The sequence below is a fragment of the Microbulbifer sp. CnH-101-G genome, assembly GCF_052466775.1.
The window spans coordinates 1,338,505-1,365,216 of sequence record NZ_CP174292.1; the positions used below are offsets into that span (position 1 = coordinate 1,338,505).

The 26,712-nt window shown below is 45.9% G+C and carries 39 protein-coding genes; 32 read left to right on the forward strand and 7 right to left on the reverse strand.

All coding sequences use genetic code 11. The features are described from left to right. Positions 1-3 precede the first annotated feature (3 nt). The 7 genes from nqrE (at position 4) to ACJJID_RS06050 (ending at position 5,688) form a co-directional block, all read left to right on the forward strand. Positions 4-612, forward strand: coding sequence for an NADH:ubiquinone reductase (Na(+)-transporting) subunit E (gene nqrE / locus ACJJID_RS06020; RefSeq protein WP_020413086.1), 609 nt, complete (start codon positions 4-6; stop codon positions 610-612). A gap of 17 nt (positions 613-629) precedes the next feature. Next, positions 630-1,853, forward strand: a complete 1,224-nt coding sequence (nqrF, locus tag ACJJID_RS06025; RefSeq protein ID WP_152453280.1) for an NADH:ubiquinone reductase (Na(+)-transporting) subunit F — start codon at positions 630-632, stop codon at positions 1,851-1,853. Positions 1,854-1,939: 86 nt separating this feature from the next. Beyond that, complete coding sequence (locus tag ACJJID_RS06030; RefSeq protein ID WP_444921904.1) at positions 1,940-2,926, forward strand: FAD:protein FMN transferase; 987 nt, start codon at positions 1,940-1,942, stop codon at positions 2,924-2,926. After that, a complete protein-coding gene (gene nqrM, locus ACJJID_RS06035) occupies positions 2,926-3,168 on the forward strand; it encodes a (Na+)-NQR maturation NqrM (protein WP_444921905.1) in 243 nt (80 codons plus the stop codon). The genes ACJJID_RS06030 and nqrM overlap by 1 nt, the downstream gene beginning before the upstream one ends. Before the next feature lie 132 nt (positions 3,169-3,300). Next, the gene (sthA, locus tag ACJJID_RS06040) at positions 3,301-4,698 is read left to right on the forward strand and encodes a Si-specific NAD(P)(+) transhydrogenase (protein ID WP_152453286.1); all 1,398 of its coding nucleotides are present in this window, start codon (positions 3,301-3,303) and stop codon (positions 4,696-4,698) included. Next, complete coding sequence (locus tag ACJJID_RS06045; RefSeq protein WP_252081947.1) at positions 4,695-5,159, forward strand: thioesterase family protein; 465 nt, start codon at positions 4,695-4,697, stop codon at positions 5,157-5,159. The genes sthA and ACJJID_RS06045 overlap by 4 nt, the downstream gene beginning before the upstream one ends. Positions 5,160-5,241: 82 nt before the next feature. Continuing rightward, positions 5,242-5,688 (forward strand): GNAT family N-acetyltransferase, encoded by a 447-nt coding sequence (locus ACJJID_RS06050; protein WP_444921906.1) that lies wholly within the window; start codon positions 5,242-5,244, stop codon positions 5,686-5,688. A gap of 80 nt (positions 5,689-5,768) precedes the next feature. Here the strand turns inward: ACJJID_RS06050 and ACJJID_RS06055 are convergent, their stop codons facing one another. Then, positions 5,769-6,749 carry an integron integrase gene (locus ACJJID_RS06055; RefSeq protein WP_444921907.1) on the reverse strand — a complete coding sequence of 327 codons (981 nt, stop codon included), beginning with the start codon at positions 6,747-6,749 and terminating at the stop codon, positions 5,769-5,771. Positions 6,750-7,080: 331 nt separating this feature from the next. On the opposite strand from ACJJID_RS06055, the gene ACJJID_RS06060 reads away from it, so the two are divergent. The 24 genes from ACJJID_RS06060 to ACJJID_RS06175 all read left to right on the forward strand — a co-directional run bounded on the left by ACJJID_RS06060 (position 7,081) and on the right by ACJJID_RS06175 (position 22,050). After that, complete coding sequence (locus ACJJID_RS06060) at positions 7,081-7,455, forward strand: DUF6896 domain-containing protein (RefSeq protein WP_444921908.1); 375 nt, start codon at positions 7,081-7,083, stop codon at positions 7,453-7,455. A 113-nt stretch (positions 7,456-7,568) separates the two neighbouring features. Continuing rightward, positions 7,569-8,099 carry a hypothetical protein gene (locus ACJJID_RS06065; RefSeq protein ID WP_444921909.1) on the forward strand — a complete coding sequence of 177 codons (531 nt, stop codon included), beginning with the start codon at positions 7,569-7,571 and terminating at the stop codon, positions 8,097-8,099. 105 nt (positions 8,100-8,204) lie between these two features. Then, on the forward strand, positions 8,205-8,786 hold the full coding sequence (locus ACJJID_RS06070) for a hypothetical protein (protein ID WP_444921910.1): 582 nt from the start codon (positions 8,205-8,207) through the stop codon (positions 8,784-8,786). Between the two features lie 85 nt (positions 8,787-8,871). After that, the gene (locus ACJJID_RS06075; RefSeq protein ID WP_444921911.1) at positions 8,872-9,399 is read left to right on the forward strand and encodes a hypothetical protein; all 528 of its coding nucleotides are present in this window, start codon (positions 8,872-8,874) and stop codon (positions 9,397-9,399) included. 431 nt (positions 9,400-9,830) lie between these two features. Beyond that, a complete protein-coding gene (locus tag ACJJID_RS06080; RefSeq protein WP_444921912.1) occupies positions 9,831-10,223 on the forward strand; it encodes a hypothetical protein in 393 nt (130 codons plus the stop codon). Positions 10,224-10,351: 128 nt separating this feature from the next. Beyond that, entirely contained in the window at positions 10,352-10,654 is a 303-nt protein-coding gene (locus ACJJID_RS06085) for a DUF6980 family protein (protein ID WP_444922608.1), read from the forward strand. Between the two features lie 458 nt (positions 10,655-11,112). Further along, a complete protein-coding gene (locus tag ACJJID_RS06090; RefSeq protein WP_444921913.1) occupies positions 11,113-11,544 on the forward strand; it encodes a hypothetical protein in 432 nt (143 codons plus the stop codon). Positions 11,545-11,756: 212 nt separating this feature from the next. After that, positions 11,757-12,059 carry a hypothetical protein gene (locus tag ACJJID_RS06095; protein WP_444919619.1) on the forward strand — a complete coding sequence of 101 codons (303 nt, stop codon included), beginning with the start codon at positions 11,757-11,759 and terminating at the stop codon, positions 12,057-12,059. 27 nt (positions 12,060-12,086) lie between these two features. After that, positions 12,087-12,440 carry a hypothetical protein gene (locus tag ACJJID_RS06100; RefSeq protein WP_444921914.1) on the forward strand — a complete coding sequence of 118 codons (354 nt, stop codon included), beginning with the start codon at positions 12,087-12,089 and terminating at the stop codon, positions 12,438-12,440. 102 nt (positions 12,441-12,542) lie between these two features. Further along, on the forward strand, positions 12,543-12,812 hold the full coding sequence (locus ACJJID_RS06105) for a hypothetical protein (protein ID WP_444921915.1): 270 nt from the start codon (positions 12,543-12,545) through the stop codon (positions 12,810-12,812). Between the two features lie 581 nt (positions 12,813-13,393). Then, the gene (locus ACJJID_RS06110; protein ID WP_444921916.1) at positions 13,394-13,798 is read left to right on the forward strand and encodes an SMI1/KNR4 family protein; all 405 of its coding nucleotides are present in this window, start codon (positions 13,394-13,396) and stop codon (positions 13,796-13,798) included. Between the two features lie 61 nt (positions 13,799-13,859). Next, positions 13,860-14,318 (forward strand): hypothetical protein, encoded by a 459-nt coding sequence (locus tag ACJJID_RS06115; protein WP_444921917.1) that lies wholly within the window; start codon positions 13,860-13,862, stop codon positions 14,316-14,318. Positions 14,319-14,405: 87 nt separating this feature from the next. Then, complete coding sequence (locus ACJJID_RS06120; protein WP_444921918.1) at positions 14,406-14,753, forward strand: tetratricopeptide repeat protein; 348 nt, start codon at positions 14,406-14,408, stop codon at positions 14,751-14,753. A 141-nt stretch (positions 14,754-14,894) separates the two neighbouring features. Continuing rightward, complete coding sequence (locus ACJJID_RS06125) at positions 14,895-15,263, forward strand: hypothetical protein (protein WP_444921919.1); 369 nt, start codon at positions 14,895-14,897, stop codon at positions 15,261-15,263. 530 nt (positions 15,264-15,793) lie between these two features. Next, the gene (locus ACJJID_RS06130) at positions 15,794-16,180 is read left to right on the forward strand and encodes a hypothetical protein (protein WP_444921920.1); all 387 of its coding nucleotides are present in this window, start codon (positions 15,794-15,796) and stop codon (positions 16,178-16,180) included. Between the two features lie 141 nt (positions 16,181-16,321). Continuing rightward, positions 16,322-16,630, forward strand: a complete 309-nt coding sequence (locus tag ACJJID_RS06135; protein WP_444921921.1) for an ankyrin repeat domain-containing protein — start codon at positions 16,322-16,324, stop codon at positions 16,628-16,630. Between the two features lie 104 nt (positions 16,631-16,734). Next, positions 16,735-17,187: a hypothetical protein gene (locus ACJJID_RS06140; RefSeq protein ID WP_444921922.1), complete on the forward strand. Its 453-nt coding sequence runs from the start codon at positions 16,735-16,737 to the stop codon at positions 17,185-17,187. Positions 17,188-17,287: 100 nt separating this feature from the next. Then, on the forward strand, positions 17,288-17,695 hold the full coding sequence (locus ACJJID_RS06145) for a hypothetical protein (protein ID WP_444921923.1): 408 nt from the start codon (positions 17,288-17,290) through the stop codon (positions 17,693-17,695). 72 nt (positions 17,696-17,767) lie between these two features. Then, entirely contained in the window at positions 17,768-18,010 is a 243-nt protein-coding gene (locus ACJJID_RS06150; protein WP_444903081.1) for a hypothetical protein, read from the forward strand. Positions 18,011-18,132: 122 nt separating this feature from the next. Further along, positions 18,133-18,432: a hypothetical protein gene (locus ACJJID_RS06155; RefSeq protein ID WP_444921924.1), complete on the forward strand. Its 300-nt coding sequence runs from the start codon at positions 18,133-18,135 to the stop codon at positions 18,430-18,432. A gap of 617 nt (positions 18,433-19,049) precedes the next feature. After that, the gene (locus tag ACJJID_RS06160; RefSeq protein ID WP_444921925.1) at positions 19,050-19,397 is read left to right on the forward strand and encodes a hypothetical protein; all 348 of its coding nucleotides are present in this window, start codon (positions 19,050-19,052) and stop codon (positions 19,395-19,397) included. Between the two features lie 84 nt (positions 19,398-19,481). Then, on the forward strand, positions 19,482-19,880 hold the full coding sequence (locus tag ACJJID_RS06165) for a hypothetical protein (protein ID WP_444921926.1): 399 nt from the start codon (positions 19,482-19,484) through the stop codon (positions 19,878-19,880). Positions 19,881-19,888: 8 nt separating this feature from the next. Continuing rightward, positions 19,889-20,167, forward strand: a complete 279-nt coding sequence (locus ACJJID_RS06170) for a hypothetical protein (RefSeq protein ID WP_444921927.1) — start codon at positions 19,889-19,891, stop codon at positions 20,165-20,167. An 815-nt stretch (positions 20,168-20,982) separates the two neighbouring features. Further along, the gene (locus tag ACJJID_RS06175; protein ID WP_444921928.1) at positions 20,983-22,050 is read left to right on the forward strand and encodes an endonuclease/exonuclease/phosphatase family protein; all 1,068 of its coding nucleotides are present in this window, start codon (positions 20,983-20,985) and stop codon (positions 22,048-22,050) included. Between the two features lie 390 nt (positions 22,051-22,440). Here the strand turns inward: ACJJID_RS06175 and ACJJID_RS06180 are convergent, their stop codons facing one another. The 4 genes from ACJJID_RS06180 to trmA all read right to left on the reverse strand — a co-directional run bounded on the left by ACJJID_RS06180 (position 22,441) and on the right by trmA (position 25,607). Further along, positions 22,441-22,995, reverse strand: a complete 555-nt coding sequence (locus ACJJID_RS06180; RefSeq protein WP_444921929.1) for a BON domain-containing protein — start codon at positions 22,993-22,995, stop codon at positions 22,441-22,443. A 34-nt stretch (positions 22,996-23,029) separates the two neighbouring features. Beyond that, positions 23,030-23,539 (reverse strand): hypothetical protein, encoded by a 510-nt coding sequence (locus ACJJID_RS06185; RefSeq protein ID WP_444921930.1) that lies wholly within the window; start codon positions 23,537-23,539, stop codon positions 23,030-23,032. Between the two features lie 437 nt (positions 23,540-23,976). After that, on the reverse strand, positions 23,977-24,174 hold the full coding sequence (locus tag ACJJID_RS06190; RefSeq protein WP_444921931.1) for a hypothetical protein: 198 nt from the start codon (positions 24,172-24,174) through the stop codon (positions 23,977-23,979). A 344-nt stretch (positions 24,175-24,518) separates the two neighbouring features. Further along, complete coding sequence (gene trmA, locus ACJJID_RS06195) at positions 24,519-25,607, reverse strand: tRNA (uridine(54)-C5)-methyltransferase TrmA (protein ID WP_444921932.1); 1,089 nt, start codon at positions 25,605-25,607, stop codon at positions 24,519-24,521. Between the two features lie 55 nt (positions 25,608-25,662). On the opposite strand from trmA, the gene ACJJID_RS06200 reads away from it, so the two are divergent. Then, a complete protein-coding gene (locus ACJJID_RS06200; protein WP_444921933.1) occupies positions 25,663-26,067 on the forward strand; it encodes a secondary thiamine-phosphate synthase enzyme YjbQ in 405 nt (134 codons plus the stop codon). Positions 26,068-26,076: 9 nt separating this feature from the next. Here ACJJID_RS06200 and ACJJID_RS06205 read toward each other — a convergent pair whose 3' ends face one another. Continuing rightward, complete coding sequence (locus ACJJID_RS06205; protein ID WP_444921934.1) at positions 26,077-26,412, reverse strand: TusE/DsrC/DsvC family sulfur relay protein; 336 nt, start codon at positions 26,410-26,412, stop codon at positions 26,077-26,079. 8 nt (positions 26,413-26,420) lie between these two features. Next, complete coding sequence (tusB, locus tag ACJJID_RS06210; RefSeq protein ID WP_444921935.1) at positions 26,421-26,711, reverse strand: sulfurtransferase complex subunit TusB; 291 nt, start codon at positions 26,709-26,711, stop codon at positions 26,421-26,423. Position 26,712: the final 1 nt, after the last annotated feature.

Below are 26,712 nucleotides of genomic sequence, written 5' to 3' on the forward strand. Positions count from 1 at the left end.
TCCATGGAACATTATATTTCTTTGATTATCCGCGCCGTTTTCGTTGAAAACATGGCGTTGGCCTTCTTCCTCGGTATGTGTACCTTCCTGGCCGTATCGAAGAAGATCGAAGCTGCGATTGGCCTGGGTGTTGCGGTTATCGTGGTGCTGACCCTGACAGTACCGGTCAATAACCTGATCTACACCTACCTGCTGAAAGACGGTGCGCTGGCCTGGGCCGGTTACCCCGACGTGGACCTGAGCTTCCTCGGCCTGCTGTCCTACATCGGCGTAATTGCGGCACTGGTACAGATCCTGGAGATGTTCCTGGATAAATATGTACCGGCGCTCTACAACGCCCTGGGTGTATTCCTGCCGCTGATCACCGTGAACTGCGCCATTATGGGTGCCTCTCTGTTCATGGTTGAGCGCGAATACGCGTTCGGTGAGAGTGTTGCCTACGGCTTCGGTGCCGGCCTCGGCTGGGCACTGGCGATTACCGCTCTGGCCGGTATTCGCGAAAAGCTGAAGTACAGCGACGTACCGGATGGCCTGAAAGGTCTGGGCATCACCTTCGTAACCGTTGGTCTGATGTCCTTGGGCTTCATGTCCTTCGGCGGCATCGATATCTAAGCGGGGAAAACAATAGAATGAGTATTGAAATTATCCTCGGCGTAGCGATGTTTACCGTCATCGTACTGGCGCTGGTGGCGGTGATCCTTGCGGCCCGCTCGCGCCTGGTAAACACCGGCAACGTCAACATTTTGGTTAACGGTGAGAAGACTCTCACCGTACCGGCCGGCGGCAAGCTGCTGCAAACCCTGGCTGCCAATAATCTGTTCCTGGCCTCCGCCTGTGGTGGCGGTGGTAGCTGTGCGCAGTGTGTATGTAAAGTGACTGCGGGCGGTGGCGATATGCTGCCGACCGAAGCGGCTCACTTTACCCCGCGCGATGCGAAAGAAGGCAAGCGCCTTTCCTGTCAGGTTGCAGTTAAGCAGGACATGGAAATCGAAGTGCCGGAAGAGGTGTTCGGCGTGAAGCAGTGGGAGTGCACTGTGGAATCCAACCCCAACGTTGCCACCTTCATTAAAGAGCTGACCTTGCGTCTGCCCGAAGGCGAAAACGTTGACTTCCGTGCTGGCGGTTACGTACAGCTGGAAGCCCCAGCTCACCACGTTAAATTTGCTGACTTCGAAGTAGAAGACCAGTACCGCGGTGACTGGGAGCACTTTGGCTTCTTCAAGCTGGAGTCCAAGGTGACCGAGCCTGTGGTTCGCGCCTACTCCATGGCTAACTACCCGGAAGAAAAAGGTGTTGTTAAGTTCAACATCCGTATCGCGACTCCGCCGCCCCGTACCGAGGGTATCCCGCCGGGTCAGATGTCTTCCTACGTGTTCAGCCTGAAGCCGGGTGACAAGATCAAGGTGTACGGACCCTTCGGTGAGTTCTTCGCCAAGGAAACCGACAACGAGATGGTGTTTATCGGTGGTGGTGCCGGTATGGCGCCGATGCGTTCACACATCTTCGACCAGCTCAAGCGTCTGCACTCCAAGCGCAAGATCAGCTTCTGGTACGGCGCGCGCTCTCTGCGCGAGATGTTCTACGAAGATGACTACAACGGCCTGGCTGCTGAGTTTGATAACTTCAAGTGGCACGTGGCGCTTTCCGATCCGCAGCCGGAAGATAACTGGACGGGTTACACGGGCTTCATTCACAACGTGGTGTATGAAAATTACCTGAAAGACCACCCGGCTCCGGAAGACTGCGAGTACTACATGTGTGGGCCGCCCATGATGAACGCCGCGGTAATCAATATGCTCAAAGACTTGGGCGTAGAGGATGAAAATATTCTCCTCGATGACTTCGGTGGTTAAACGGAGAGCTTAGTTTGCTAAACGCAATCAAAGCCCCGCAAAAAACAAAAACAGGGCCCGTTTTTCCGGCCCTGTTTTTGCTTTGTGTGGCTGTAATTTTTTCAGCCTGTACTCCAGGGGTGGAAAACTGGCAGCTCAGCGGCCGTACCATGGGCACCAGTTATCACATCACCCTAGTGGATGTTCCCGATGGTATAGACCGCAATGCGTTGCAGAAGCTGATTGATAGCGAGCTGCAGCAGGTCAATCAGGAGATGTCCACTTACATCAACGATTCCGAGTTGATGCTGCTAAATCGCGGCCCTATCGGCGAACCCATCCCGGTCAGCCAGCCACTCGCAGATATTGTAGAGATGTCCCTGGATATCTACCGTCGTAGCAATGGCGCCTTCGAGGTGACCGTTGGTCCTCTGGTCAATTTGTGGGGGTTTGGCCCCAAGCCTGAGCCGGAGCAGATTCCCGCTGATGCGGATATCGAACGCCTGCTAAAAGTTGTGGGATCTGATGCGCTCTCGGTAACTCGTCAGCCGAATACCATCACCCGCCAACGGCCGGTGGAAATAGATTTGTCGGCTATTGCTAAGGGGCATGGCGTCGACCGGGTCGCCTTGTTATTGGAGCGTCAAGGGGTTCGTAACTACCTGGTCGAGATCGGTGGTGAACTGCGAACCCTTGGGGTGAATCCAAAAGGTAAGGCTTGGCGAATTGGTATTGAGTCTCCAGACTCCTTCGGTCAAATGGTTCAGCAGCCTATAGAAGTTAGTGGTAAAGCGGTGGCCACCAGTGGCGATTACCGCAATTACTATGAGCGCGATGGCATCCGCTATTCGCACAGTATCGACCCGCGTACCGGGCGGCCATTAACTCACAATCTCGCTTCGGTCACTGTGGTGGCTGAGAGCTGCGCAGAAGCTGATGGTTTGGCTACCGCCCTCAATGTACTTGGTGCTAAAGAAGGGTTGGATTTGGCTGAGAGGGATAACCTGGCCGTTTTTATGCTGGTTAAAACTGATAAAGGATTTGAAGAGCGGTTTAGCTCCGCTTTTGCTCCTTACCTAGAGAGGTCTGAGTAATGACAATTTTTATCTTTGCTTTTGTTGCCATGTTGTTAGTTGTCGCTGGCATGGCGCTCGGCGCCATGGTGCAAAACAAGCCATTAAAAGGTTCCTGTGGTGGTTTGAATAATATTGGTATGAAGCAGGATTGCTCCATTTGTGGTGGCAATGACGACAAATGCGAAAAAGAGCAGGAGCGACAGCTTCAAGAAAAAGCTGCCGCTGAAGATCTTGCTTACGATGCCACTAAACGCAAGTAAGCAGTCCCCAAGCCCGTGAGCAACGGGCTTGTAGTTTTATATCATTGGCACCAATCGTGCCGATTTTAATATTGAGTGTGAGTCGCTAGTACGGCTTACATTCCGTTTTGGAAAAAAGAATTAGAGCAATAGATGGCAGAGCAAAAGTTTGACTTGGTTGTAATTGGTTCTGGCCCCGCAGGTGAGGCCGCCGCAATGAGTGCCGCGAAAAAGGGCATGCGCGTCGCAGTGATTGAAAAACGCCAAGTAGTGGGTGGCAATTGTACCCATAAAGGCACTATTCCCTCCAAGGCACTGCGCCACTCTGTCAAACAATTAATGCGCTATAACACTCAGAGTGTTTTTCGTGCTCTGGGTGAACCGCGCCGCCTAACGTTTCCCCAGGTGATGCAGACGGTCAATAAAGTGATTTCCTATCAAGTGGAAATGCACACTTCTTTTTATGCGCGTAACCGAGTTGAATTGATCGTTGGGGCGGCAAATTTCCGCGATGCTAATAGCGTGGAAGTACAACTGCCCGATGGTGCTATGGAAATTGTCACCGCGAAAAAATTTATTATCGCCACCGGCTCCCGCCCATATCGTCCCGCCGATGTAGACTTCGATCACGAGCGTGTCTACGACAGCGATATGATTCTGGATATGCAACACACACCGCATTCCATCATGATCTACGGCGCCGGCGTGATTGGCTGTGAATACGCTTCTATTTTTGCTGGTCTCGGCATCAAGGTAGATTTGATCAATACCCGCAGTAGCCTATTGGAATTCCTGGATGATGAGATCTCTGATGCCCTGAGTTATCACCTACGGGATATGGGGGTCACTGTTCGTCACCAAGAAGAGTATGCGCGTGTACTCCCGAATGAACAGGGCGTAATTATGGAAATGCAATCTGGTAAGCGTATCCATGCCGATGCTCTACTCTGGTGTAACGGCCGTACAGGTAATACCAGCTCCCTGGGACTGGAAAATGTCGGCCTCGAAGCCAACCATCGCGGTCAGTTAAGCGTGGATGATCACTACTGTACTGAGGTGGAAAATATCTTTGCCGTCGGCGATGTTATTGGTTGGCCCAGCCTTGCCAGTGCCTCCTATGACCAGGGTAGGGCCGTAGCGGCAGCCATAGCCGGCCGCGGTCACCGTGTAATCGAGGATGCGCCCACTGGTATTTATACCCTACCGGAAATTTCCTCAGTGGGTAAAACCGAATCCGAACTGACAGCCGCCAAGGTACCCTATGAGGTGGGGCGCGCGCTCTTTAAGCACACAGCGCGGGCTCAGATATCCGGCGAGCGCGTGGGCATGCTCAAGATTCTATTCCATATCGAGACCCGTGAGATCCTAGGCATCCACTGTTTTGGTGCTGAAGCGGCAGAGATCGTGCATATTGGCCAGGCCATCATGAAGCAGCCTTCTCCAAATAACACTATCGATTATTTCGTGAATACCACATTCAACTACCCCACCATGGCGGAGGCCTATCGCAGTGCCGCACTGGATGGCCTCAACCGGGTTGCAAGATTATGACAGAGCCCTCTCCCCATGAATTTCAGGAGCTGGTAAAGGGATTTTTTGAAAAGATCCCTTTTAACCAACAGATTGGCCTTGAAATGCGCTCCCTAGACCTAGAGGCACTTACTCTTTCCGCCGGCTTTCAACAGCGTCCAGAGTTGATAGGTAACGTCTGGACGAATATTTTGCACGGCGGTGTAATTGCCACTGCTCTGGATACTGTCGGTGGCCTTACCGCAATGGTTGCTGCATATCAGCGCATGGGGGATCTGCACTGGAAAGAAAAAGCCGATCGCCTTTCTAAGCTGGGTACGGTAGATATGCGCGTGGATTATTTAAAGCCCGGAAGGGGGGAGCACTTTCTCTGTGAGGGCTCGATTCTACGCACGGGCAATAAACTCGTGGTTGCGCGTATGGAGTTGAGTAATGACCGGGAAGAATTAATTGCTACTGGGACTGCGACATTTCTCTACTGATGTCCCCTTGGATTAGTTGCAAGAACTGACTTGCAGCTAATTTGGTAAGCTGAAATGCTTTTGTAAATTGCGAGAGGACTTTGTGAAAATATTACGATGTGAAAGCCATCATGTGCCTGAGGTGACTCAATTATTTGATGAATACAGGGTGTTTTGTGGCTATAAATCGGACTTAATTGGAACTGAGTCTTTTCTAGGCAACTTGATCGACAGTCAGGCTTCCACACTTTTTATAGCAATAGATTCCGAGTGTCCTGAGGTAATGGGTTTTGTGAATCTTTATCCCAGCTTTTCTTCCCTTGCTCTTGCACGCCTGTGGATTTTAAATGACTTAGGGGTGTCAAGCCGCTATAGGGGGAGGGGCGTTTCTAAGAGGCTGATCCAGGCTGCGATAGATTTTGCAAAGGAAACTCAGGCCATTCGTATTGAACTTAAAACAGAGAAAAGAAACAATCGCGCACGTCAATTATATCAGTCTTTAGGTTTTGAGATTGACAGTGAAAATATTTACTACAGAGTACCTTGTTAAAAAGCAACGGGTCTTTTAGCAGAGAGTGAGAGAAGAACTTAAAGCTCAGCCGTTTTTAGAGATCATGCCCGGGGCTCAATCTAATCTAATGGACTGCTAATCCCACGTTCATGAACACCAATCACGTGTGTGTAGATCATCGTAGTACTTATATCATTGTGACCAAGAAGTTCTTGAATATTGCGAATGTCTGCACCTGATCGTAATAGGTTGGTAGCGAATGAATGCCTGAAGGTGTGGCAGCTGGCTTTTTTTCGTATACCCAAGCTCGAAATAGCCTTGGCGACTGCACGCCTTATCTGTTGTTCTCCAATATGATGCCTTCGTATGATATCGCTACGAGGATCGAGCGAGCGCTCTCTAGCAGGAAATATATATTGCCAAACGGGGTTGGTGGCAGCCTTTGGGAACTTTCCGGCTAGCGCAAATGGGAGATAGACCTCGCCATATCCTTCAACGAGATCCTGCTGATGGAGCGAGAGAGCATAGTGAATTTGGGCCCTTAATGGTTCAATAAGAGATTTAGGTAGTAGGGTCCTTCTCCACTTTTCACCCTTGGCTTCACGTACGAATATACACTGCTCTGTAAAATCAACGTCTTTCACCCGAAGCCGCACGGCTTCCATGACCCTAAGACCGGAACCGAACATCAAAGATGCAGCAAGCTTTGCCGGGCCAGTAAGCTGCTCCAAAATATCTGTGGCCTCCACATGGCTGAAAACCACTGGCAACCGCCTGGGACGATGACTGCTGTGAAATTTGAGCTCACCTAGTTCAAGGCCCATAAACTGCTTGTATAAAAATACGACTGCATTTAAAGCCGTTTTCTGGGTATTGATTGATACGGATCGATTGGTTGCTAAATGACTGAGCCAGTTATTCACTTCAGTCTTGCCTAGTGCTTCTGGGTGGCGCATCTGATTAAAGCGAATGAAGTCTTTAATCCAATAGCAATAGGTTTGCTCGGTTTTGTATGCCAAATACTTTGATCGCATGAAAGTTCGCAATCGATCCATAAATCGAGAGGAGCTTTTGGGGATCGGTATAGGAATGTCATCCATTTAAACACACCCAACTCTGGTTATATATACAGTCTTGCAAAAAATATGACCAGATGCGAGCTGGAATTTCGGTCATCGTGACCGTTATTTTGATAGGTTTAGCAAATATGCTTCAAAAAATCATTAAATACAATGAGTTACGTAAAGTGGTATATTTAGGGATAGTGGTCGAAGTGACCATATTTCCACATTGCACCTTCGTATCATTTTTGTATAGCTATATGATTTTAAAGTGATTCAAAGGGGCTGTCGTGGGATTGCTTCTGAAATAGTAATCAGGATAATAGTGGTCATGATGATCACTATATAAATGTTATAGCGCAAGAAAATAATGGATAACCTCGAGAAAATTAAAAAAATAATTCCCCTTTGGTACGCTCAAAAGGCGTGGGCAGAGGAGCTTTTGATTCGTGCATTTGATCTGGAAAAGGCAGAAGATATCCTTAAAAGCAAGCACCGGGGGAGAAAATCTATCCCAGGCACAAACTGGATGTACGTGACCCATGGCAGCGGTGTTGACGTGTACCGCACCGCTGATGTTGGAGGTATCGACTTCGATTTTGATAAGCCAGACCCAGACGAGTGGCGGTTGCGGTTATTTTTTGAAAAACAATATAACGAGGGCAACCTTCCTCTAGCAAAGTACCGAGAACTCTATGAAGACGAAGGTCTATTACAGTGTTTTGTCGCCGAGACACTAAAGTAGTGGGCTATAACAATGCGCTCAAATACGTTCCGGCCGCAAAAAGTGCGGCCTCCACCGGACAGGCTACGCGTTGCTTCGCCTGCCGTTTAGCTTAGCGTTAGAAGGCTTTGAGAATGTCGAGAAAACTCAAAATCACGATCGTTATAGCATGCGTAGTGGCAGCACTACTTGCTGCCACATACTGGTTCCTGATTAAAGCGCTAGAGCCTAAAATACCTGAACCAAAATCTGATGTACCCATAACGTATAAAATTGGGTGGTGGGGCTACCAAGACGACCTAGTAATCGACGTATTAGAAACCAAAGAAATATACTCCAACTTGTACTTATTTAATTCCAAGGCTGTTATCGAGTACAGATTGAGAGGAACTATCAAAAACAAACCAATGTGGAAACCTTATATAAAATCAGTATTCCTTAGTGAGCGCTGGCTTGGTAATCCTGAAAACTTCAAAGGAAATACTGGGGAAGTTATTTTGACTCCTGTTGTAGGCGTGAAGGAAGATCAAGCGTATACGGGAGAAAGAGTTTCTTTCGATCTTAAAGTACAAGACTATTTACAGGCCGGAGGATGGGGTACAAATACTTATCTGGTAAAAGCACAAGACAAGGAACAAAAAATTGTACTCCAGCAGCGTAAGTAGCCTTCTAACCAGGCCAAGCAGGATTGCCCAGCTGACAGCTGGGCTGGACGGCCTACGCTTTGCTTCGGCCGCCCCTGTTGGCAACGTTAACTGCCAGGAGATATCGTGGGCATACAAAGACAGGACACACTAATTCACTGGAATTTCTTTTTAGCCATTGAAGAGGATCTGGATAGACTTGGTCGATTTGTAGACTTTTCTGCGAACGACGGCGTATTCTCAATTGAGATTGCTAGATTATTCTTATCGGCTAGTGCGGAAGTCGATGTGGTATTAAAGCAATTATGTAAGGCTTTGAATCCAGAAAGCACCGCGAACTCGATCAATGCTTATCAGGGTGAACTGCAGCGCGCTCTGCCAAATTTTAAGGAATTTGAAGTTATCCTTCCAAGATATGGTTTAACTTTGAAGCCATGGACGGATTGGGACGATAATCATCCTCCCTTTTGGTGGCAAGACCATAATAAGGTAAAGCATCACCGCCATGAGCACTTTGATAAGGCAAATCTTAAAAACTGCCTTAATTCAATTGCTGCACTATATGTGTCGGTGCTTTTCTTGTACCAGCAACAAGCATTAGAGGGAGAACTTTTGCAGATTCCAAAACTGTTTAATGTTGCCGATAGATTCTTTGGTGGTACACGTATGGGGCGCTACGGGCACTCATTCAGGTACAATCTGCTATAGCAGTTAACAAGCGCAGGCACAGGACAAGTTTTCCGCTGCGCTACAAACTTTCCCGTGCTGCGGGCGTTAGAAAATTGAAGTAAATATGAAGAGAATAGTTAATATTTTGGTGCCGGCTGTTTTGGCTGGTTGTGTGAAAATTGGATACAATGAGCCCATAAGTGGGCCGCTAGCTCAAATTAACGTTTCAATAAATGAATCGGATTTTCAATATAGCCATAATGTTCCGGTATATAGACATACAGATGCTTGTGATACGCCTGCGAATAGCTTGATTGGCCTTATTAACTCAATGACTGTTGGTATACCCGAAGTCGACACCGTGTCATTTAATGTCCAAGCAAGTACAAAATTTTCTTTTTCTGTACAAGGTCTTGTACGTCAAACTCCTGGTTTTGGTCCGAATTCAATCAGTTACAAAACTTTATATTGTCGAAATATCATTGATATTGAACCGCTGGAAGGGCGCACCTATTCTATAGAGTTATCTCATAAAGATGGTAATTGTGATGTCCTGGTTATGAGAGACGGCTCTCCAGTCCCTTTATTGGGAAGTGAAGTCAGTATTCGACAAGGTTGTGAACTTCCATTTTTAACAATGGTTGTCCCCTAACAAATATAGGCACAGGACGCAACAAAGCTGCGCCCGTGCTTTAGGCGTTATTGTGGCGGTCAATTTTTAGATAGTTTGTAGTTGCTGCAAGTAACAATCTCTACCTGAACACGCTTCGTCAGAGTGCTCTCCTTCAAACTGGTACCGCAGTTTCGTTCAAGTGCCTTCGTTTTAAGCCAACAAGTTCTGCAAGTTAGCTGCTGCATTGTGGAGTGCCAGGCAGATAGTTAATTGGTGGGGAAAGTATGGTACTTTTCCCTGTAAATTTATTGGGCAGTGGCCAGCCAACGTTGGCTGGCAGAGAGCAAGTAGGTCGTTCAGAGCGCGCCAGCTATAACCAGGCCAGGCAAGATCGCCCAGCCGGAGGCTGGGCTGGACAGCCTACGCTACGCTTCGGCTGCCCTTGCTGGCAACGTTAGGAGTTTAGAGTATTGCGTGCTTTATTCTTGATAGCTTTATGTTGGGCAATGGTTGATTCTGCTGCTGCCGCTGAGAAGGATCAGGCAACTACAATCGCCGTGTATGGATCATTGTCTAAAGCTCCAGAAAGTACTGAACTCTATCGAGAGTTTCATTGGGCAAGACGCGCTAACGGAGGGCAGGCGCTCATATTTCGGTGTAGTAAAGGCCAATTCAGGTATGCAGTTTTGAAAGCGGATGCTGGGAGCTATTCCTTCGAAGTAGACACATCATATGAAGGGAGTAAGTGTCCTTTAGGAAAGTACTCAATTGAGTTGCTTGAAGATCGTTTAAAACTAAAGATAAGCACTGAAAACGGAGTTGTAATTGAAGAGGCTCTTCCAAAGTGGCCAGGCAACTCCTAACAAAGCGTTGCAGTGGGACTCCCAAAGCTATGCACCTTATTTGTGTAGTTCGCTGCGCTCACATTTTACACAAAACGGTGCGCTGCATTGGTAGCCCCTGAACGCGGCGTTAAGTGTCCAAGATAATTATGCATTGTTGCGAAGAAATGGGGAAAAGAGTCGAGCTTGACTGTAAGGATCATGAGAGTATCTACGAGTGTCCAGACGTTCTTGTCTCCTATATCCCGAAATTCGATGAATATGGTCTCATAATCCATGACGGCGGTAATAGCTCTATTTCTATCAAGTTTTGTCCATGGTGTGGTCTAGAGTTACCGGGCTCTAAACGAGATAAATGGTTTGATAAATTAGAGAGTATGGGGTTTGATGATCCAGCTGAACAAAATATACCCGAGGAATTCAATAGTGATGCTTGGTATCGAAACACTTAACAAGCGCATGTTGTTCGCCGCTATCGCGGCCGGACGGCTTACGCTATGCTCCAGCGGCCGCAAATGCGAACGTTATTGTGGCGGTCGGTTTTATTGATTTTTCGTGGCAACTGAAGGTTTAGTGCCACTAAATAGTGGCCAGTATTGAGCAATTTTTATTGGTTGATATTCAAGTGGTTTCGCTCCTTGAGTGTTTGCTCAAGTGTGGTAGATGCGGGTAGTCCGCTGCAATTTTGTGGGGTGCCAGTAAGATAGGAATTTGTTGGGGAAAGTGCGGTTTTCTTTCTTCGTAAAGATTGGGCAGTGGCCAGCCAAAGTTGGCTGGCAAAGAGCAAGTAGGTCGTTCAGTGCGCGCCAGCTATAACTAGGCCAGGCAAGATCGCCCAGCCGGAGGCTGGGCTGGACAGCCTACGCTCCGCTTCGGCTGCCCTTGCTGGCAACGTTAAGTACACAAGAGTATGGCGTTCATAAAATTAAAAAAGGTTTGGGAAGATGATGATTCTATGTTGCAACTAGAATTAGCAGCCTCTAATGATCTCCTAGCTACAACACAAGATTTTTATATCTATCCAGATGACTTTTCTGCCTTCGCAAAGCAGCTTGAAAATTTCTTTCCGAAGCTTGGCAAAGGTGAGGTTGTACTGAAGTACGGTTCAGAGGTATCAAATTACTACGCTTATGTTTTGTGCAAAGTAACTTACAAAAAACTCGGAGAACTAAATATAGAAATTCGTACCAATAACAACTCCGAAAATAAAGACGAATCTACGGCGATTGCACATTTCTTTTCCAGTATATCTAACCAAGAACTAAACAACCTTGGTAAAAAGCTGGTAACTTGGACACAAAACATGGAGCAGCCTTTTTCTTATGAATGGCAAAATACTTAACAAGCAGCAGCACGATCGCCCGCAAAAAGCGCGGGCTGGACGGCCTACGCTACGCTTCGGCCGCCCGTGTGCTGAGCGTTATGTTTTAGGAGTAATCGAAGATCATTACCAAATTTCTTAAAATCGTAAGCGCTTTGGTTTTGGTTCTAGTAATAGGAGTTGTGCTCATATTTGGGTATGCGTTTAATCCATGGAAAAATGACGATCATGCTATGCGCCAGCAAGTAGAAAAGTACTGCGGTGGATTTGCCACTTACTACACGCAAGAAATGTGGGACGGTACTATCCAAGTGGTCATTCACTCAAGCAAAGTTGGGCCTGAAGCTATCGAGGCAATAAATGGAGAGCTGCCTGTTACAGTTGGCAATGTTCTGGCTTCCGACTTCAGGCAACCAAACCAAGGGTACGGTAAAGGTCTTGTATTAAACGACAACCAGCTTCAGTTCTGCAGTGCAAGTGGTTGTAAAAACATAACAAGCAAAGGCAGCGGATGCGTAAACGCACCGCTGCTTTGAGCGTTATGCACCAGAGAGCCCAAAGTAATGTTCGATAAAGAAGACTACTATTTTCGAGTTCGGTATAGAAAGCTTGACACGCAGTGTAAGCTTTCGAACGGTCTTCGCAGTGATTTGAAATTCGAATCTGACGCGGGAAACAGATATGTCTTTGCGCTTTATCCAGAATTCGAAACACTGTCTGAAGAAAACATCGTAGGGGGCGAGAGGGAAGCCCTGGATGAAGGTACGGCCATTATTAGAAAGCCAATCTACGAGGATAAGGATGGTTACTTCGACATGATTCGTGAAAGAGTTAAAGTAGGCCAAAGAGCATATTTGGTGGGTGGCTCGCAAAAAGTTGCCGAGCTTGAAATTGTCGAACTCATCAACGAGTTTTAAATGCATAACAAAGCCAAGCACGAACGCCAGCAAAGCTGGCTGGACCTACATTCCACAGCTTCGCTGCTACATTTCGGCCCGTGTTGGCGGCGTTAAGTGTCTATGCACCCAGAACTGAGAGATGCTCTTCAAAAATTATCTACGGCAATTGGCTATGTGTTTTTGCCTATTGCAATGCCGGTATTGGTTGTAATATTTAAGTCTTGGCTGGTACTCATAGCCGGACTATTTTTATATGGCATATCTACTTATGCCATAGCTAAATATTCAGCCAGAGCCAGTGATAAGAAAGGCATTAGCATTAAACAAGCAGCTTTTAGTTGTTTATTTATTGTCGGTATAGTCCTTGCAAATTACTACTACAACACTTAACAAGTTGCTGTAGTATGTTGCGGCCCAAAAGACGGGCCTCCACGGGACGCGCAAAAAGTGCGCGCCCCTAAGCAAGGCGTTAGTTGCTCTTAATGAAGATAATGAAACATAAATGCCCACACTGTAATAAAAAGGTGATTTCGAATTGGGGTAAATTCAATTCCAGCGCGTTGCACCCCGCTATTTGTCCAAATTGTGGTGGTTACTCTAAGCAGCACTACGCTGGTACAGCACTTGAGAGCTTACTGGTAACTTTTGGTGTTCCCGTAGTCTTGCTATGGTCTCTCCTCGCTAAAACCTGGTGGCCAGTCTTTGCCTCTGTGTTGGTTGTTATATCTAGCGGTATTCTTAAATTCTTATATGTCCCGATGGTTGCGGTTGACCTACAGGCAGCCAAAAACTATCACTGGTTTGCTTTTGGGTGCTTAGTTATAGTTCTAGCCTGGGTCTCCTATGAGGCACTTGGAAGTTAAGCAACTAACAAATCAATTAACTACGCGCCTTCGGCGCCCGACAGCTTACACTCCGCTTCGCTACGTGCCAGCTGCGGGTTATTGAGGCGTTAAGCATCAGATGAAGCTATGAGCATCGAAAAGGAAGCGAAAGAGTTCAAAGTAAAAACAGAGATAGAACTCCCTGTATCTTTAATTGAACTCTACAAAGAAAAAGGAAATGGCGGCTTTGGCCCGGATTATGGCATGCTCGGAATTGTTACCGGTCACAAAACCGACTTAGATGACTCGATCTTAAGTCTATATCAGAGTTTTCGTTCTGATGACCCAGATGATTCAAACTGGGTTTGGCCAACGGAACTAATCCCATTTATCCATGTTGGGTGTGCAATCCACTATTGTATCGACTCTGCGAGCAGAACTAATAGAGTCATTGAATTCGATCCAACAGACTATGATCCAGGGGTAGGTCCCAAAGACCATTTCAAAGAGGTTTGTCCCTCGTTTAAGGAATGGGTAGCAAGCAATGTGTAAATGCTTAACAAGTCAATCAACTTCGCGCCTACGGCGCCGGTTATTGAGGCGTTAGGTGAATATGAGATCAATACTTTTAACTGTTTTTTTAACTCTTGCTTCACAAGCGACTGCTTGTGGTGAGTATGATCTTGTAGATGCCTTGAGCCGGATCTCTGAATTCAAAAATATTTCACGAGAGAAACTTTCGCTAGCCATTGACCAAGGAAAGTGGAATAAGTGGAAAAGCGCTTATGCGCTTTGCTACAAAGAAGAGTCTTCACAGTGTTACTTAATTATTTTCGGGGCAGGTGACCCGCATGTAACCGACATGAGTAAAATCGAACATGCAAACCTCGGTAAATTAGGTGCACCAGGAACTAAGTATGAAAACGTAAAAACAATAGTTACTAAATGGTTTTATTCGGACGGCAGGTTCTTTCAGTTAGAGCTAAAAACCGTTGCTTATAGAGATGGACAGAGACTTACAGTAACAGAACCTGTATTTGTAAAGAAGAATGGCGAACTTATTCATCGGTAATTCACCTAACCAAGTCAGGAAGTACGCTCCGGCGCTGCGCGCATACACAGTGTAGGCCAGCCTCTGCTGGCAACGTTAAGTTTCAGAATGAACATTGAAGATATAAACAACAAAGCTAAGTCTTTGATAGATGAAACTTGGAAAGATAGCTCCAAGTGGCATCAAAATTTTGATGAGGCAAAGGGTTTGCTTGAACAGGCTTTACGCACGAACTCTGATCATGAAATGACTCTCATCAACTATGGTACTGTTCTATGTGATATGGGCAATCATAAAGAAGCGACTAAGTACCTTAAAAAGGCAATAGATCAAGGTAGTAATAACAAGCATGCATTTTACAATCTTGGCGTAGCGCTTATAAATTGTTCAACGCACGAAAATGCAATGATCTATATGAAAAAGGCTAAGTCAAAACAAGCTAGCGCACTAACTTAGGAGGCATACTTTGATCCAATGGGGCACTAAAAACTTAACAAGCAGCAGCACGATCGCCCGGCTTGAAAGCGCCGGGCTGGACGGCCTACACGCCGCTTCGCTCTGTTTCGGCCGCCCTTGTGCTGGGCGTTAGAGCTCATTATGGATGATTATCACAGAGCGGTTTTTAGCGATAATAAAGATGAGGTGACGGAAGCCCTATTCGCAGCTATTTCTCAGCGTGATTTTTTTCTTGACAATGCTGAAATAGAGAAGCTTGCACTTAAGTTCAACGATGATAAGGTTTCGGGGTGGGCTTTCGCTTATAGGGTTTACAAGTACTCAGAAGATAGGAACACCCTCCTCAAGTCTAATATTAACAATGAAAATCCAAGAATTAGAGAACATGTCTGCGATATAATTGGGGACGAACATATTGAAAGTTTGAGAGGAGAGCTAATAACGCTATTTGATGACCCAGTGAATTATGTTTCAGAGGCTGCTAAATATAATTACAGTGAAATGTTTTAAGCAGCCTAACAAGCGGCGGCAATACGCAGCCATCGGCTGCCGGACTCAGCACTATGTGCTTCGCCGTTGCGCCAGGCGTTATAGGTAAGAGCAAGGTCTAAGTAGGTGAATATAAATTTGACAGTACTGGCATACTACACAAATACTTTTTTCTGGTTACTGGGTGTAATCCTTGGAACCTATATTGTGTACACGATCGCTAAAGACAAAACCACACATGTAGGTAGGTCAACATTTTTTGGCTTTCTGCTATCGCTCATGCCGCCATTGGTCTTGATTCAAATTTTGTTGCTCGTGAAAAGCAGTGGTCATGAACCAGAGAATGCAAACCTATAACAAACACGGGCAGTGAAGCTACGGCCCTTCGGGCCTCCGCGGGACGGTTTACATTATGCACGTTTTGCGCAGGTCGCTTCGCTCCCATTTTTGCGCAAATCGCGCATAATGTAAGCCGCCCCTGCCGTGGGCGTTAAGTACACAAGAGTATGGCGTTCATAAAATTTAAAAAGGTTTGGGAAGATGATGATTCTATGTTGCAACTAGAATTAGCAGCCTCTAATGATCTCCTAGCTACAACACAAGATTTTTATATCTATCCAGATGACTTTTCTGCCTTCGCAAAGCAGCTTGAAAATTTCTTTCCGAAGCTTGGCAAAGGTGAGGTTGTACTGAAGTACGGTTCAGAGGTATCAAATTACTACGCTTATGTTTTGTGCAAAGTAACTTACAAAAAACTCGGAGAACTAAATATAGAAATTCGTACCAATAACAACTCCGAAAATAAAGACGAATCTACGGCGATTGCACATTTCTTTTCCAGTATATCTAACCAAGAACTAAACAACCTTGGTAAAAAGCTGGTAACTTGGACACAAAACATGGAGCAGCCTTTTTCTTATGAATGGCAAAGTACTTAACAAGCAGCAGCACGATCGCCCGCAAAAAGCGCGGGCTGGACGGCCTACGCTACGCTTCGGCCGCCCGTGTGCTGAGCGTTAAATACTATGCGAACCCTTGAAGAAATTTTCAGGCAAATAGAAAGTGTTCCGGATTTCTCAATGCATCAGATAGACTCGGTCTACTACCGAAATGGCTATGGAGATACTCCGTTGCATATAGCATCGTACTGGGGGGATTGTGAGGCGATAACTATTTTGATCGAAGCAGGTGCTGATATAGACGCAATTGGAGAATCCGGGTTTACTCCGCTTCACTGTGCCAGTCAGATGGATAAGCCGGATGCCATTCGGCTTCTGAGAAGGTTTGGGGCAAAAGTTACCAAAGATGATGGTGGAGAATCACCTCTAGAGTTGGCCCAATCCCTTGGCAATAAGAAGGCGGCAAATGCCCTACGAGAAATCATTTAACAAACCCAAGCAGTATGCTCCGGGCCTACGGCCCTCCGCTGGACGGCTTCCGCTTCGCTTCAGCCGCCCCTGTTGGGCGCGTTAGGTTTCAAAAGGAGAATCATATGGCGTTTCTCGATTGGATTTCAGGTAAACGAAATAAAGATAAGAAAAATCAGGCCGCATATGAGAAAGGCCAAGACTTCGGTGGCCACTTGGTATCAAAAGTAGATGAATTTTCATCTGCAAGGTTAGATCAAATTACGGTAAACCTTCTTGAAGTGTTTAAAGGCCGACTAGAAACAGTGTGTGAAGACCCTGAGCACGATCCAAAACTGGTAGCGGCGGCGGAATTAGAAATATTCAAAGAGCAAATTGGAAAAGCTCAAGAAAATATGTGGTCTGAGCTTCAGCAGCACCTGTCGAGTGAGATCGAAATCGCGGAAAAAATAGACATGGTTGAAGAAGTGGCAGACCTTATAGAAACTGCCACAGAACAGAGGCTACAAATACTAATTGCAGGCGCAAAAGCACTGTACGACAGTAAGGTCGAGGAAATTGAAAGCCAAAAAACCTAACAAGGCGCTCAAGTTCGTTCCGGCCCTACGGGCCTCCACCGGACCCAAAAAGCCTAGCGGCTTTTCGGTCCGCTTAGCTTAGCGTTAGGCACCCCAATTAATGAGTAAATTGCCGCTTCAAAATATAGTCGGCTCTAGAATTGAGTCGGCAAAGTTTGATAAACCATCAAAAAGTTGGCTTATCCACTTTGCCAATGGAGACTCACTTAATATTGAGTGTATGTGGCGTCTGATCGAGGATGGTTGCATATGCTCAACCAGCGATGACCATGATCAAATGTTCGGCCGTGACAAACCATTTAATGGTGAGGCCGCTCTAAATGAGATGGCAGAGCATGAAATCCTGTCAGCGCAATGTAATGATTTAGTTGGTGACATCAGTATTAAACTGGGCGAATATTTTGTTCTTGAGGTTGTAGCTATTTCAGCGGGCTACGAATCATGGCAATACAAACAAAAAGGCGGCAATAGCTTTGTTGCAGTTAGCGTGCAAGTCCATAGCTACTAAATGCCTAACAATCACATTCAAAGCGACGCAAAAAGCGCGCGCTTGCTGTGGGCGTTATGGAGCCGGTTGAGAATGGCTAAGATAATTTTTTACTTAGGGATTTCGATCTTTGTTTACACACTGATAGCAATAGCTACAGGAATTCCTGAGTTAGTGGATTTTGTTCCGCTGAATTGGGTGCAATCTACACCGGAAAATGGCTATTACAAGGTTGTTCCCTCAGATAGCCCTAGTGTTAGCAAGTGGTACACGCTTGGTATTGCCGTCATACTAATTTTGGCTGGCTACTTTGCTGGCGGCCCTAGAAAGAAATGATTTTATTCACAGTGCGAGGTCACTCATAACCAGGCCAGGCAAGATCGCCCAGCCGGAGGCTGGGCTGGACAGCCTACGCTCTGCTCCGGCTGCCCTTGCTGGCAACGTTATGAATAAAAACTATGTCTAATCTCAAAGACCGCCGATGGCGTCGAAAAGGCCTCGATAGAAAAATTGAGACTCCTTCATGGGGGGAGCTTGCTTTTGGGAAAAAGCTTTTCAATTTGCGGCATATGTTACTAGCTGTATTTACTAGTGGCTTCATATCTTTTGCAATGCTATACCAGCTTATAACCTATGGACATTGGGAGGCCAAAGGAGCAAAAGCAGATGGTGCCGTGGGCTATGGTGTTGCCTTTTTCCTTCTAGTAATTTTCATAGCCCTATTTATTGCAACTATTAAAGACTGGCGGAGAGGCTAATGCATAACAAAAAGCAGCCCGATTGCCCACAAAATATGTGGGCTGGACGGCCTACGCTTTGCTTCGGCCGCCCGTGTGCTAGGCGTTAGATTTCTATGGCCAAGTCAATATCAGCCGTTGTTTTAGTAATCTTGATGTTGTTTGCTATGAAGCAGTGGATGCTTTCTAAATATAAGCAAGAACAACTTGCGAGATTCAATGCAATTGAAACAGCAGAGCAGTGCCTCGCGGTTGGTGGGGAGCTTCGTCCTGTCTGCATGTCGGGCACTGAGATGTGCATCGTCATCTATTCAGATGCCGGAAAATCGTGTCTGAGTAGCTCACAGTGCCAGGGTGAATGTAGGGTTTCGGAGAGTAAGGCTGACAACGTTTTTGCCGTGGGCCAATGCTCTGAGTCCAATAATCCTTGTGGTTGCTGGGCAAATGTCGAGCTAGGTATAGTCAACCATGCTATTTGCTCCGACTAAATCTAACAAATGCAAGCAGGGTGCTACGGCCCTGCGGGCCTCCGCCGGACGCCCAACACTATGCACGTTTTGTGCGGGTCGCTGCGCTCCCATTTTCGCAAAAAATGTGCATCGCATTGGTCGCCCCTGTTGCGGGCGTTAGGAGTCTCGATGGGTCAAGAATTTGAAAATTTTAAAAAGCTATATGATGAAGAGCTCCGCCAGGAAACACCGATTGCTGATTTTATTGTGGACGCAGCTTTTAGATCTCTCACGGAAGGAAATGTAATAGATGTTCTCAAACTTTTAGCCTCAGACCAGATTGGGGCCAATGAGATGTTCTGGAAAAAGATTAACAGATCGCCACTCTCAGACGAAGACTGGGAGAAGTGGGTTTATATAGTGGGGGAGGTAAGCCATGAAGAGTATAAGAGAAATATGCGAGAAAAAATCGAGCTCGTGAGGAATAATATTTTTCCACTAGAAAAAATCTGCAATTCAGTGTTCAGGTCTCAGTGATGTGTGGAGTTCCTAACAAAGTGCTGCTAGGGACAAACCTACGCTACGCTCCGGTTTTCCCCAGAGCACGACGTTAAATGTCATATGAATAAGATCGGTAAATACACAGTACTAATGGCCGCTATGGTGAGTGCAATGTTGTGCTTGTCACTTTACTTTCGTCCGCCAAGTGTGTTCGATTTGCCGCGCTATTTGGATATCTTTCTAAATATTAAGAGCTATTTTGCTCAAGGGCTACTTTCAGGGGTGGTGGGCTTGGTCCTTGCTAAGAAGTTAGGGGTTTCTAAGCACGCTGTCTTTACTTTAAGTCTCGCTATCTCTGTTGTGCTTTTGGCCTTAAATAGTCTGAGAGTTCCATCTATGGATTTTTATCATGCACAATTTGTTGCATTGCCACTGATTGGTGGTATTGCAGGCGGAATCACAATAGCCGAATATGTGCAACATTTAACAAGTTTAGGTACCCGACGCCTGCAGCGCTAGGTGTACGCATGGATATTACGATTGATGGGCCAACTTTCTACGACCAGGAAGATGAGAATATTTTCTTTTCCTGCATTTATGGGCTTCCTGATTACAAACAGGTGCGAGGCCATGGAATGGAGCTAACTATCAGTTTTAACCAACCACCTTCAGATGAGGCAATAACTAAGTTATTGGTAATCTGCAGGCGATGGTATATAAGTACAAAGGCACTTGAGAGCTTTAAACGTGATACAAATTTAGAGTGTTACCTGTGGCAAAACGAAATCCCACAGTCAAGCACCTAACAAACAAAGGCAGCATCGCCCTGCGGGCTGGACGCGCTAACGCGCGCCGCTGTTTTGGGCGTTAAAGGGAAGACTTACCCACGTTTGGTAGACACCCTGTATAGTTAGGTTTCGGCCTAACACGGAGTCAGAGCATATGAATTTATAGATATAAAATATGCGCTGAAGATAAGCCAATAGATATTGGCCTTTGATATAACTCTCGAGCTTCAATGCCCTGAGTTGAGTATGAATATAAAGAATGAAGAGTATTACGATGCTCTGTGAGCGGAGAGCGGAGAGCGGAGAGCGGAGAGCGGAGAGCGGAGAGCGGAAATTCCTACCCAAGTTACTCAGGTATGGTTAATGGTGTAGAGTCTCCCTTGAAACACATGGCCTCTAAATTTACGGCGAAAACTACTGGCTCAAGTCTCTCGAGAGTACTATAAGTGCTCTTTGAGCAGTTAAGCACAATCATTACTGCAAGTGATGCGCTGGTTGATTCTCGCGGCCTGTAAAAGCTTTCCTCTATGACCTAGCACTAACTACATTTTTCTAGCCCCTAGATCTAAAAATTCTTCAGTAGATCTTTATTCAACTCTATTAGATTTACTGGTCATATTATCCGTGCATGTAGCTTTTAGGTAAGTATTCCAATACTATCTACTTGAGTTGGAAAGCAGTGAATAAAGCGACACTGGGATATCTACTAAATTTTCGAATTAGTCTGGGGGAAGTTAAGTGTGGATTTTTTGTATGGGTATGTTCTATCTAACCAATAGATTAACCGAGCTTATATTTTGATGTTTATATTCATAGTAATCTATAGCGTTGTAATGGCAATATTTACCCTGCTACCTACTTTAAGGTATGAGGCTTGGTATATACGCGGATTTGATTTTCCGAGATTGCAGTTCTCAATATTGTTAATTTTTCTTTTGATACTTCAATGTATTTTTCTTGATTTCAGTAGTCCCGTGGCTTACGGCTTGGTTCTAGTTAGTAATTTTTGCTTAGGATGTCAGTTGTGGCGGATAGTTCCTCACTTGTTTCTTTTCCCAGTTCAAGTGGAGCGTGTAAGTTCACGGGAAGGAAATCTTGAGGAATACGATAACATTAGTATTTTGACTGCTAATGTACAAGGTTCAAATAGAAGAGCAGCAGACTTTTTAGATATCGTTAAGCGGCATAATCCGGACATTTTACTCACGCTTGAGTCGAATAAGTGGTGGCAATCTCAGCTGGATACGTTAGAACCAAGCTATCCATATACGATAAAGTGTCCTCTTGAAAATTTATATGGGATGCACGTTTATTCCAGGCTCCCTTTGTCGGATAGTCAAATACAATTTTTGGTTGAAGATAATGTGCCTTCTATGCACACACTGGTTCAGACTCCTCAAGGCCATACGATTAATGCTCATTTTTTGCATCCTGCCCCTCCTAGTCCAACTGAAAATGACACTTCTGAAGAGAGGGATGCAGAGCTCCTTGTTGTTGCAGAAAAAGTGAAAAACAAGACTTCGCCTATTATCGTTGCAGGCGACTTTAATGATGTGACTTGGTCTCGTACTACACGACTATTCAGAAAAGTTAGTGGGCTGCTAGATCCACGTATTGGGCGAGGCCTGTTTAATACTTTTCATGCTAAATATTGGTTTATACGTTGGCCATTGGATCATTTGTTCCACAGTAAGCACTTTAAACTACTAAGTATTCAACGTTTACAGGGTTTTGGTTCTGACCATTTCCCCTTATTAACCCATTTACAGATTCAGGCTCAAGTTGTAGCTGATGAAAGTACAGAATCATTGGCACCAAGAGAGGAGGGCGTAGCTCAAGAAAAGACTGCTCAGCAAAATGTTGATGCTAGTGATGTGGCTTCTTTGGGAAGCTCAAAGTAGTTGGTAGAGTTGCTCTAAGGCATATAGTGTTATGCCTTAAGTTTTCAGGTGTTAGTGATTAATTTATACTTTGACTAATGGCTAAGTAATAGTTCGGCAATGACTTCTTTTTATATTGTGGGGTTGATTCGGGGGTAGAAATGCTCACTAAACCTTATAAGGTCGTCATGAAAGGATAGAAGGGGGGTTGCGGGTTGGCAAAAATGGTAGAGCTAAATTTATGTAAATTCGATTGCGGTTAGATTGGGCAAACGATTAAGGATCATTCACTTGCACATACATGCTGTCCGTTCTTACTGCTGATTTTTATTAAGAATCCGTTTCTTGTAGAAAATTTTTGGATAAATATTTATAGAGTGGAGGGGCTGCTTTGCAGCCCCTCAAGACTTATTATCCGGTTACTTTTAGCTTATTAACCACCTTTTGCACATCGTCGGTATTCTCTGCGATGGCCTGCGCTAGGTCTTTCTGAGCGCTAGACTTGACGGAGCCTTTAAGGGTAATCGTGCCTTCTTGTGCAGACACATCAATCTTAGTTCCGGAGACTTCTCGGTCAAGCAATAATCGTGTTTTTACAACGGTGGCAATCTTGGTGTCTGTATATTCCTTTGAGATGCTTTCTCCAAGGCTTTCTTTGTTGACGACAGTAAGTTTGTTATTAACTTTCTTGACGCCATCAATGCCAGTAATTAGCTCCTCTGCGAGACGTTTATCGATATTACTTTCCACCTCGCCAGTTAGTATGACTACGCCACTGTTGACATCAGTATCAATGGCAAAATTGTTTAGGTTCTCATTGAGTAGTAGGATGGCTTCTGCCTTTCCGTCGAGCCAAGCATCACTCATGGTTGAGCTTTTCTGATCTGATTTTTCCCCTGCCATAGCGCCAGCTGAAAAAGATACTGCGATGATGGCGGCGCTAAGAGTGCTTTTCATAAGGTTCATAAATTACTCCGTTCTTTGCTTGTGACACAATAACTCAAGCAGCTTTCATGCCAAGTTTTTCTGATGATGTGTTTTTGTTTTTTTCTTGGTTAAGGGTCACAAGGTGTTTTTCCAGTTGCTCGATAGCTGTTTGTTGCTTTGCTGTTAGTGCGGAGAGCGCCATTCTTAGGTGGCTATCGCCTGTGGATTGGATAACTTTCAGCTGATGAAAACTCTGTAATTTTTCACATTCAATGAGTCTGTTGATTAGTCTTTTGGGAGGATGTTTTATGATTATGGCAATTGGTCGCCGTTCTATTATCCACTTTTTTGTCGAAAGTGATGTGTTGAAGGAGGCTCCGTCAAGTAAATTTTTTACATTCTCATGTAAATCTTTCAAATTCTCGAAAGTCTCCCTGATGCCTGGATTTCCTATATTATCTAGACCGGTTTTATAAAATAGCCTGGCATTTAAGCTTAGGTAGTAGATGGTGTTTATTTCATGTTCTATTGATTGTTGTGATAGGTTCGATGATGCTGATGGTTTCACTGGTAAATTTGGCATTTTTTTATCCCTATTGAATTCTGTGAGTTGAGGTAGGTTTAAGTGCCTACTATTGGGGATTTGTAAGTTGTTCGTTGAGTTTCTTTTAAAGAAATTCAAGCTTTTATTCTGTGGTTGAGCGGTGGGTAGTGATTTATAGCTGTAGGATGGTTTTATATCGGGGCAGTGTCGATCAGAATTGGAGGTGCTGATTTCTTGAGTTCTGGGTGATTGCGGGCATGAAAAATATAGTTATGAGTGTTTTGTTGTAATGTCTTAAATTTTGTTCCGTATTCTATTGCTGTAGTTGGCTCCCGGATTCTTATTGAATGGAGCCTGCTTGAATTAAAATCTAATAATTAATTGATCCCTAGGGAAACGATCTGGGGCGTTTCCCTAGAGTAGATTTTTAGCAATATAAGGATTGGAAGGGTGTTTCATATCCCCTTGCAAAACAGCTAGCAGTCGGTATCTTTTGCATTGATCCCCTCTTTAACTTCTTCACAAGCATCTTCAATCTGATTGCCGGCTTGCTCAGCTTTGTTGTCGATTTGCTCTCCGAGGGTTTCAGCAGATTGTTCCTCACAGGCTGCGAGAGAAAAACTGAATACTGCTGCAAGTAGAACTAAACTGAGTTTCTTCATTGAATTGTTCATGGGGCTCTCCTTTGGTCGAATTTTGGATCACTAAACTCTTTGCTAAAACTTGCTAGACAAAAAGTGTTTTTTTCAATGCTCCAGATAACTGTATCTGTAATAAAGCAAGAGCTATGCCAATTTGTTATTTTCAGTTTTTACAGGGTGAAAGGCTATTTTTACTGTTGGTAGGGCTGGAGGCGTGAAAATATTTCAAGGGTCTATGTAATATCTTCACTTACTGCTCCCAGCAGTAAGGAAAGCTATCAAGCATTTTATTGTGTTACGGAAGAGATAAAGAGGTGAATCGAAGTAGACTTGGGGGACAACACAGTGATGCCCCCAAGTATAAGCCCAAGAGGGTTTTATTTACGAACCAGCATGAGGCCGGTTTCTGTGTGTTCTGTGTAGGGGAATTGATCAAATAGGGCAAAGCGCTCTATACGATGGGTTTTGCTTAAAAGCTTGAGGTTTTCCAGTTGGGTTTCTGGGTTGCAGGAGATATACAAAATACGAGGAAAGCGCGCAACCATCGCACAGGTATCCTCATCCAGTCCTGCACGGGGTGGATCTACCAATACAGTGTCAAAATTGTAGTCAGCTAGATCTATGTGAGAGAGGCGGCGAAATGGCCGAACCTTGTCTATAGCTTGGGTAAATTCCTCACTGGATAGACGCACGATATCCAGGTTGGTGACTCCATTGGCATGAATATTTTCCTGGGCAGAATTGACCGAAACCTTGGAGATTTCTGTGGCCAGTACCTTCTCAAAATTTTCACTGAGAGGAATGGTGAAGTTGCCGTTTCCGCAGTAGAGTTCAAGCAGGTCGCTGGAGTTCTGCCCGCAGGCATTCTTGGCCCAGTGAATCATGGAACGACAAATGTGCCCATTGGGTTGGGTAAAGCTGCCTTCTACTTGTTTGTACTGATACTTCTTGCCATCGATATCCAGCTGCTCGGTGACGAAGTCGCGCTCTAATACGACTTTCTGCTTGCGTGAGCGGCCCAGTATGGGAAAGCCCAGTTTTTCCTGCAGGGCTGTGGCTTCTTGCTCCCAGATTTCATCCAGTTTTTTGTGATAGATGAGTGTAATGAGCGCGTCGCTACTCAATGTGGTGAGGAATTCGGCGGAGAATAGGCGCTTGCGCAGCACCTCGCTGCTGTTGACAGCCTCCAGTACCTTGGGCATCAGCTGATTCATCAGCTCTGAACCCACGGTGAATGTATCGATGATAAAAGGCTTCTTGTATTCGCCTTGGCGATACATAGCGTAATGGGCTACGCCGCCTTCATGCCAAACCTTGAACTCGGCACGAAGCCGGTAGTGGATGGGCGGCGATGGAAACAGCTCGGGTTCCAGGTCGGTGAATTCCCGATAGGCCTCGGCCAAGCGCTTGGCCTTTTGATGGAGCTGTTGTTGATAGTCGTCGGTGTTAACGCGGTGCAGTGCCATATTAGAATACGGTAGTCTCATTGGTAGAGCGGGCGCGAATTATATAGGAATCCGTATGGCAATAGGTGAGATTGCAATAAGGGTGTCGGGGCAGGGGCTTCAGGAGTTTACTGGTCAGGTGGCTGATTGGGTTTCCAGGCAGAGTGTGGGGGAGGGGCTTTGTACGCTATTTATTCAACATACCTCGGCGAGCCTGTTGATTCAGGAGAACGCAGACCCCAGCGCGCGCAGGGATCTGGAGCACTGGCTCAATCGGTTGGTGCCAGAGGATGACCCCCTTTACACCCATACTCTCGAGGGACCGGATGATATGCCGGCTCATATCAAGGCAGCTCTAACAGCCACTAGTCTTTCCATCCCCGTACTGAATGGGCGACTTATGTTGGGCACTTGGCAGGGGGTCTACTTGTGGGAGCACCGCCACCATCACGGCGAGCGCAGAGTCATTCTTCATATCTAAGCGCCCATCCTAGAGACAGTTGGTGGGCTTGGGCAGCCCGGCGATCTTACTGGCAATCTTGGCGGGGCTGGGTGGGAATAGCTGCATCAGATAGATACTGCGCCCTTTCTCTGGGCCCAGACGTTGACCGATAAACTTTACTAAGGGGCGCATGGCGGGAGAGAGCTCGAATTGGCGGTAGAACTCCTGCAGTAGCTCAATCACTTCCCAGTGTGCACTCGAGAGCTCTATCTCCTCGGCTCGAGCCAGCTCTTCGGCGACGTCGCGGTTCCAGTCATTTAAGTTGCGCAGGTAGCCCTCTTTGTCCAACGGGATTTCCTGGCCATTTACATTCAGGTTGCTCATTGTTCGTATCACCGGAACCAACTGACGATGGGATTATGCTCGGTGCACAGCTGCACCCAGCGGGTGTCGTCGATCATCTCTACCGAGTCAGATGCCGAGCTAGCCTGTAATCCGCGGGCTTGGCTATCGGCTGATAGGCAGTAGATCTTTGTTTTATGCAGACTCTGAAGGGCTTGGTGCTGTAGGGCGTAGACCCCGTCTTCGATCAAGAGCAGGGCATCGCCCTCGGCAAGGCTCTGCAGGCAATCGTGGAGGGCCTGGCAGCTAAAGGGAGATTTACTGACAACATGTAAGGTCATA